At 62.0% G+C, this 7,630-nt stretch carries 7 protein-coding genes and 1 pseudogene; 5 read left to right on the top strand and 3 right to left on the bottom strand.

All coding sequences use genetic code 11. The features are described from left to right. Positions 1 to 194 (top strand): annotated as a pseudogene (locus tag QOC89_RS27850) (ABC transporter ATP-binding protein); the annotation flags it as partial. Position 195: 1 nt separating this feature from the next. After that, positions 196 to 1,044: an ABC transporter permease gene (locus QOC89_RS27845; protein ID WP_323047976.1), complete on the top strand. Its 849-nt coding sequence runs from the start codon at positions 196 to 198 to the stop codon at positions 1,042 to 1,044. 462 nt (positions 1,045 to 1,506) lie between these two features. On the opposite strand, the gene QOC89_RS27840 is transcribed toward QOC89_RS27845, so the two are convergent. From QOC89_RS27840 to QOC89_RS27830, 3 genes are all read right to left on the bottom strand, one after another. Further along, a complete protein-coding gene (locus tag QOC89_RS27840) occupies positions 1,507 to 1,755 on the bottom strand; it encodes a hypothetical protein (RefSeq protein ID WP_323047975.1) in 249 nt (82 codons plus the stop codon). Positions 1,756 to 1,871: 116 nt separating this feature from the next. After that, on the bottom strand, positions 1,872 to 3,023 hold the full coding sequence (locus tag QOC89_RS27835) for an acyltransferase (RefSeq protein ID WP_323047974.1): 1,152 nt from the start codon (positions 3,021 to 3,023) through the stop codon (positions 1,872 to 1,874). A gap of 202 nt (positions 3,024 to 3,225) precedes the next feature. Beyond that, the gene (locus QOC89_RS27830) at positions 3,226 to 4,272 is read right to left on the bottom strand and encodes a phytoene/squalene synthase family protein (RefSeq protein WP_323047973.1); all 1,047 of its coding nucleotides are present in this window, start codon (positions 4,270 to 4,272) and stop codon (positions 3,226 to 3,228) included. 403 nt (positions 4,273 to 4,675) lie between these two features. On the opposite strand from QOC89_RS27830, the gene QOC89_RS27825 reads away from it, so the two are divergent. From QOC89_RS27825 to QOC89_RS27815, 3 genes are all read left to right on the top strand, one after another. After that, a complete protein-coding gene (locus QOC89_RS27825; protein ID WP_323047972.1) occupies positions 4,676 to 6,151 on the top strand; it encodes an ATPase domain-containing protein in 1,476 nt (491 codons plus the stop codon). Between the two features lie 6 nt (positions 6,152 to 6,157). Then, positions 6,158 to 6,508, top strand: coding sequence for a response regulator (locus tag QOC89_RS27820; RefSeq protein ID WP_323047971.1), 351 nt, complete (start codon positions 6,158 to 6,160; stop codon positions 6,506 to 6,508). A gap of 125 nt (positions 6,509 to 6,633) precedes the next feature. Further along, positions 6,634 to 7,630: MFS transporter (locus QOC89_RS27815; RefSeq protein ID WP_323047970.1), on the top strand; the 997-nt coding region annotated here is incomplete at its 3' end.

Raw genomic sequence — 7,630 nt, 5'->3', positions numbered from 1 at the left:
AGGCGATCCTGCTCGCCGATCGCGTCGCGGTGCTGACGACGCGGCCGGCCCGGGTCAAATCGGTGCACACCATCGACCTGCCGCGGCCGCGCGACGTCGCCACGCTGCGCTATGACGAGCGTTTCATCGCCATCGCGCGAAAAATTTCCGACGATCTGCGCGAGGAAGTGTTGCGCGCACGGGCAGGGCACTGACATGACCGACACCAGCATTCCCAGCGTCCCTCCGGCTACCGATGGTCGCCTCGAAACCATGGTCGAGCGGTTGCGCCGCCGCGCGCGGCTGGTGCTGGCGTTGCGGCTCGCGGTGCTGGTGTTCCTGATCGGCGGCTGGGAGCTCGGCGTGCGCGCTGGACTGATCGACCCGTTCTTCTTCGGCCAGCCGAGCGGCATCGTCGTCAAGCTGATCGACTGGTTCCAGAACGGCACCTCGATCGGCCCGTTGTGGAAGCAGATCTGGGTGACGATCTACGAGGCCGGTGCCGGCTTCCTGATCGGCGCGGTGATGGGCATCCTGTGCGGCATCGCGCTCGGCCGCAATCAGCTGTTGTCCGACGTGTTCTCGATCTACATCAAGGTGGCGAATTCGATTCCGCGCGTGGTGCTGGGCTCGATCTTCATTGTCGCGCTGGGGCTCGGCGCGGCCTCCAAGATCGCGCTCGCCGTGGTGATGGTGTTCTTCGTGGTGTTCGCCAATGCGTTCCAGGGCGTGCGCGAAGCGGATCGCTACATGATCGCGAATGCGCAGATTCTCGGTGCGTCGCGCCGGCAGGTGACGACCTCGGTGGTGATTCCGTCGGCGTTGAGCTGGATTCTCGCCAGCTTGCACGTGAGCTTCGGCTTCGCGCTGGTCGGTGCGGTGGTGGGCGAGTTTCTCGGCTCGAAGCAAGGCATCGGTCTGCTGATCTCCACCGCGCAAGGCGCGTTCAATGCAAGCGGTGTGTTCGCGGCGATGATCGTGCTGGCGGTGGTCGCGCTGGCGGCCGACTATCTGTTGACCGCGGTCGAACAGCGATTGTTGAAGTGGCGGCCGGCGGCGGTTTGAGTCGACTGTCAGATCGTGTAGAGACAAAGGGCGCCGACGGCGCCCTTTTTTCATTCCGCGCTTTCCGATTCAGAATGCCTGGTCGATACTTGAATTGCGCGTCGGCAAAAGACTCTCCGTCTCTCAAACCTCGCCGTTTGTATCAAATTTGGCAACAAACCTTGCGTGAATTGGTGATTACTCCCGCCAGATCGTAAAACTACAATGTAATCACTGACTGCGAACAAGATTGCTCGTAGCACGATAAAGACCGAACGCAATCAAGCGCGCAAATAGCCGCACGCCCTTATTCAAACGAACTGGCCCGCGATCGTGTGTCCTCGATCGCGGGCCAGTTCTGTATTCGATACCTCCGTCATCGGGCTCCCGATGACTGCGCCAAAACCCTCACGGGCTGGGCACTTTTTCTCTATATAGCGCGCTCCATCCGGACGGAGCCTCGGCAATCCCCGGCCGTTTGCATCATTCCCGGGCGATCAGGTCACCGACCTGGCCACGCCCCGTGACGAGACAGCTCGACAGGAAATTTTCACCCTGACTGCTGGCGCCGACGTCATCAAAACCTTTTTTCAACGCATTCGACTTAACCAGCTCCGCGCCCTGGTGGCACGTTATTGTTCCCATTTCTCCGGCCTGGGCGCGCATCAGCGCCCTGTCCGCCATCAGATAGCCAAGCAACAACACCACTGCAATATTGAACGCTTGTCTCATGGATTGTCTCCTCTTTTGCAGAGACTAACGCGAACCATCGATGCAGGATGTTAGGGGTTTCCCGATTGATGGCCATTCCATGATGCGGATTAAATCGCGTGGCAATGCTACACAGATCAGCTATGCGGCGTGACTGGATCAGGCTTGGCCCGCAGAAACCGGAACTGCCGAATACCGCGTTGCACACGTTTCGTATTCTGTTCGAACAGCAGGTACACGGCGTACGCGTACGCATAGCAGACAAGCAGCATGGTCACGAACACCAGCGCGCCGCGGCCGTCGAACTGGATGCGCTGCCCGAATACGACCGCCGCGACAAACAGAATCAATGAGAAGTGCGTCAGATACAGCGAATAGGAGAAGCCGGAAAAGATAACCGCGACTCGCGATAGGGACACAGGACGCAGCCGAACGTTTTCCCAGAGTATGCAACGCAGGAATATGAAACATGGCACGCCGACGATCCAGTCGTTACTCAACAGGAGTACGCGCGATAGTACCAACGCCGCAAGAAAAACGGCCCCGCTGGCAAGCGTGAACCACGGCAAGCCCGTGCGCGTGCCGCGCGCCGGGAAGCGCTTTTCAAGCAACACGAGTACGACGCCAAGCATCCACAATCCGAAGCCGCTCAGGAGCGATGGAAACGCGACCATCGTGCCCAGCGCGAGCGCCCCTGCAACGAGCGCACTGAAGCCACGGCGCTGGCGCAACAGTACATAGCAGGCGGGAAACCACATGTAGTACCAGAACTCGTTGGCAAGGCTCCATAGCGGACCGTTCGAGCCGTACGTGCCGCACGTGAGCGTCTGCAGGAACACGAGATTGCACAGCAGTGTCGATTGGCCGAGATGCGAGGCGACGTTGATCTGCTGGTCGAAGGTGCCCTCGGTGCCGAGATAAAAAGGCCCGCCTGCGAGCGCGATGCCCATGCGGTCCCAGAACAGCGTGAGCAACAAGGCCGGAATCAGCACGATCCATAGCCGCGACATGCGCTCGGTCAGATAGCGCTGCCAGTTCCAGGTTCCCGCTTCGACCTGCCGCAGCACCGAGCCGCCGACGAAATAGCCGCTCAGCAGGAAGAAAACGATCACCGCGGTGTGGCCGTAGTTGCTGACGAAATAGAACGCCTTGCCCGCGAGTCCGATACCGGCGCTCGCGCGGTAGTCGACGAACATCAGATTGCGCAAGTGACTGACGCACACCGCGCCCGCCGCCAGCGCGCGGATCAGATCCAACGTGTCGCAATGTTGTTTGCCGGGGGGTGCCATGAAAGCCTGGAATCGGACAAGGAGGTTTTGTCCGCCAAACTACGGCCCGTGGGGGTTTTATTCAGTACGCTTGCCCACACTGCATGCGCACGGCACGGGGGAGGCGCATGCGTCGCACGCAAACGCGCTCTCCATTGGGTACCGCTGGCCGATCAGGTTCGCGCGCAACGTGGCGAACTGCTTCGTATCGCGAACCAGACGCTCAGAGCCGAGCCTCGATCTGCTCGATCCGCATTTCAACCGATTTGCGTAGCAGGCCATTCGAGGGCACCAGCAGCAGCGACGACGCGATGATCCGATACACCTGATTGCGCCGCACTTTGGAGACCTTGCCCGGGTCGAGCCAGGCGTCGTTATCCACCAGCAACAGCAGCGTCTCGAGGCCAATCAGAATCGGCCACAAACAGGCAAGGCGCAAGCGCACCGACAACGCGGGAATCGCCAGCGTGTAGTCCAGCGCCTCGCGGAAATGATCCAGCGTCTTGCGCACGAGTTCGATCATCAGAGGCCGGGCGCGAAGAGAATTCGCCGGCTCCAGCAGATCGTGCGCGCCGAGGCCGTAGGGGTCGAGCATTGTCTGCGGGAGATAGCAGCGGCCGATCCGCAAATCCTTGCCGCAATCGCGCAGCACGTTGGTCATCTGCAGCGCTTTGCCGAAACGCACGCCGCGGCGTTCCATTGTGTCGGGCCGCTCTTTCAGCGTGCCGGGCAGGTGCGTGTAGGTCATGGTGGTCCAGAATTCGCCGACGCAACCCGCGACAAGATACGTATAGCGGTCGAGTTCGTCGTATTCGCGCAGCGCGGCAATCTGGCCGGAACGTTCGTCGGGGAACGTGCGAAGGTCGAATTCCATGCCCTCGGTCAGCGTCGACACGATCTCGCGTACCGCCTTGCGATCCGGCTCGCTCAGTTGCGCCAGCACCGCTAACGCGGGGCCGAGCGATTCCAGCAAGACCTTTTCGTCCGACTGGACCTGCTGGCCCGCCACTTCAGCAGCCATGCGCTGGAACAGCGCGCCGTCGTCCGACGTGCCGTTGACCTGGTCGCGCAGCGACAACAGCAACGCAAGGCGCTGCTCGGGCGAGATCAGCGAGGTGTCCGCGATCGTGTCGGCCGCGCGCGCCAGCAGATACGCGAGGCCGATCGGATCGCGCATCCCGACGGGCAGTACGCGCAGGGTGAGATAGAAGGAGCGTGAAACGCCTTTCAGGAGCGGGCCGAGCAGAAAGGCCCGGGTCGGATTCGGCATGGATGGGATCAGGTCAGGATTGGGCGGAAATCAGGCGCAGCCGAATTGTATACGGCGAAGCGCCTTTGCCGTGCGGGCAGCGGTCCTGTCGTGGCGCCGCGGCGATCGCCATCGCCATCGCCGTCACCGTCGCCATCGCTGCCGTTTTGCATCGTTTTGAAAAAACCGCTTCCGCGCGGCGCCGATACCTGCCCGTAAGCCGCCCCTTCGCGCACGCATTGCGATGCCCGCCGATACCGCGTCGGCCACGTGGACGCAGCCCGCGCAGGGTCCGCTGCCCCCCCTGCCCACACGCACCATGCCGCCCACGCGCGGGAACATGGATTGCTGACACGGTTAGTTTGAGCGATGCGCAATCTCGTTGACGCTTTTCGCACCTCCGCACTTCGAACGACATCCGACAATGACTATCCGCGACTCTCAGACATCCTCCCGGTCCAACGTGGAAACAGGTGTCCCCGGTCTCGACGAAATTCTGGGCGGCGGCCTGGTCAGCGCCGGCGTCTATCTGCTGGAAGGCATGGCCGGGGCGGGCAAAACGATTCTGTCCAGCCAGATCGGTTTTCATCGGGTGAGCCAGGGCGAAAAGGTGCTGTACGTAACCTTGATCGCCGAGTCGCACGACAAATTGCTGGCGCATCTGAGAGGCCTGAGTTTCTTCGACGAAGCCGCGGTCGCCCAGCAAATGCTGTTCATCTCCGGCTATCACGAACTGATGCAGGGCGGTCTCGACGGCTTCCTCAAACTGATTGCGTCGAGCATTTACGACTACCGGCCGAGCCTCATGATCATCGACGGCTTTCGCAGCGCGCGCGAATTCAGCGAAACCGAATTGTCGCTGTCGAAGTTCATCCACGAACTGAATGCGCTGGTCGCGGCCATGAATTGCACCACGCTGTTGCTCGCGCCGCTGTCCGGCAACGAACCGCATCCCGAGCACACGCTGGTCGACGGCCTGATCGAACTGAACCGCTATAACGACGGCATGCGCCGCGCACGCGAAATCGAAGTGCACAAGATGCGGGCGCGCAACCATCTGATGGGCAAGCATTTCTTTCGCATCGCGGAAAGCGGGCTATTGATGTTCCCGCGTCTGGAATCGAAGGGCGCGGAGCAATCGGGTCCGGTCGATCTGAAAACGCGGCTGGGCTTCGGCCTCCCGCATCTCGACAACCTGCTGGGCGGCGGTTTCACGCAAGGCTCCACGACCACGCTGATTGGTCCGTCAGGCGTCGGCAAAACCATGCTCTGCCTGCAGTTTCTCGCAGCGGGTGTGGCGCGCGGCGAACACGGCCTGTATCTGGGGTTTTATGAAGGCCCGCAGCGTCTGCTCGGCAAAGCCAAGGCCGTCTCGATCGATCTCGCCGACGCGTACCACGACGGCCGCCTGATGATTCAATGGCAGCCGACCATCGAACTCGCAGTCGACGAACTCGTGGCGAACGCGCTGGCCGCGGTCAAGCGGACCGGCGCGAAGCGGATCGTGATCGACGGCGTGGAAGGCTTTCGCGACTCGGCGTTGCGAACCGAACGCTTCGGCCTGTTACTGAACGCGCTGCTTCATCACCTGCGCGAAGCCTGCGTCACCACGATCCTGACGGAAGAACTGCCGCTTTACGCCGGCCCCGGTCACGCGAAGGGCGTGCGGGTCTCCGCGCTGACCGAGAACCTCGTGTTGTTGCGCTATGCCGAAACGGAAACGGGTTTGCGGCGCATGATCTCCGTGGTCAAGCAGCGCGAGAGCGCGCACGACACGTCGCTGCGCGAACTCGTGATCTCGTCGCAGGGGCTCGACGTCATCGGCGATCCGCTCGGCAGCGCCGGCGTGTTTCCCGCGCAAGGCCTCCCGGCCGCGCTGACACCGCGACGAGATACGTAGCCGCTCATGAAAACCATCCTGGTCGTGGACGACGAGTTCGACATCCTTACGGTCTGGCGACTGTTGCTGGAGCGGCACGGCTATACCGTGCTGACAGCGTCCAATGGAGCCGCCGCACTGGAACTGATCCGCCAGACCCGGCCCGACATGATCGTGTCGGACTGCATGATGCCGATCATGTCGGGGCTCCAACTGTGCGCCATATTGAACGCCGACCCCGATCTGCGCACCATTCCCATCATTCTGTGCAGCGCGGCCGCGGATATCCCCGTGCAACCGAATCCGACCATCGAGTACGCACGCAAGCCGCTTTCCTTCGACACCCTTCTCGCGATGCTGGAGCGGATGGTGGTTTGACCGACTAGGTAAAACCCCGAATTCCTGGCAAGGGCCACACCGACTAATCTCGGCGCATTCATTTAATAGAACATCGTTCTGTTGCACAGAACGATGGATGCGAGAGACCCTTGAAGGAGCATTCCATGGCAAGCCTGCCGATCGCCGCGCCCGGCGCGTCGCCCGATTCAAGCGCCGGTGCGCAGGGACTCACGACCGGCATCAACGCCCGCATCGACCGCCTGCCCGCGACGCGCACGGTATGGATGCTGGTGTTCCTGCTGTCGATCGGCGGCTGGTTCGAGTTCTACGATCTCTTTTTTACGGCGTATGTCGGCCCCGGCCTCGTCAAAAGCGGACTCTATGCGACGACGACTGCGTCGTTCTTCGGCGTGTCCGGACTCGGCGCCTTCGTGGCGGCGTCGTTTGCCGGGCTCTTCATCGGTACGTTCTTTTTCGCGGGCATGGCGGATCGCTATGGCCGCAAGACCGTGTTTACCGTTTCGCTGCTGTGGTACTCCGCGGCCACGCTGATCATGGCGTTGCAAACCACCGCGCCGGCCATCAACCTGTGGCGCCTGATCGCGGGCATCGGCGTGGGCGTCGAACTGGTGACGATCGACACTTACGTCAGCGAACTCGTGCCGAAACATCTGCGCGGCCGTGCGTTCGCTTTCGTTCACCTCGTGCAATACACCGCCGTGCCGTCGGTTGCCTTTCTGGCGTGGTGGCTGGTACCGCAAGCGCCGTTCGGCATGGACGGCTGGCGCTGGGTCGTGATCATCGGCGCGCTCGGCGCGGTCGTGGTGTGGGCCATCCGCCGACGCGTGCCGGAAAGTCCGCGTTGGCTCGCGCAGCAAGGCCGCGCCGCCGAAGCGGAAACAGTCCTGCAAGCACTCGAAGCGAAAATCGCCAGCCAATACGGCAAGCCGCTACCGGCAGCCGTACCGACTGTCGAGCCGGCCACCACCAAGGCCGCCTTCCGCGAAATCTGGCAGCCGCCATATCGCAAACGCGCGATCACGATGCTCGTGTTCAACCTGTTCCAGGCAATCGGCTTTTACGGTTTCGCGTCATGGGTGCCGACGCTGCTGGTCTCCAAAGGCGTGACGATCACGCACAGCTTGCTGTACTCGTTCGTGA

This window comes from Paraburkholderia sp., assembly GCF_034668105.1.
Classification (GTDB): Bacteria; Pseudomonadota; Gammaproteobacteria; order Burkholderiales; family Burkholderiaceae; genus Paraburkholderia.
This window is presented reverse-complemented; position numbering and strand designations above follow the sequence as displayed.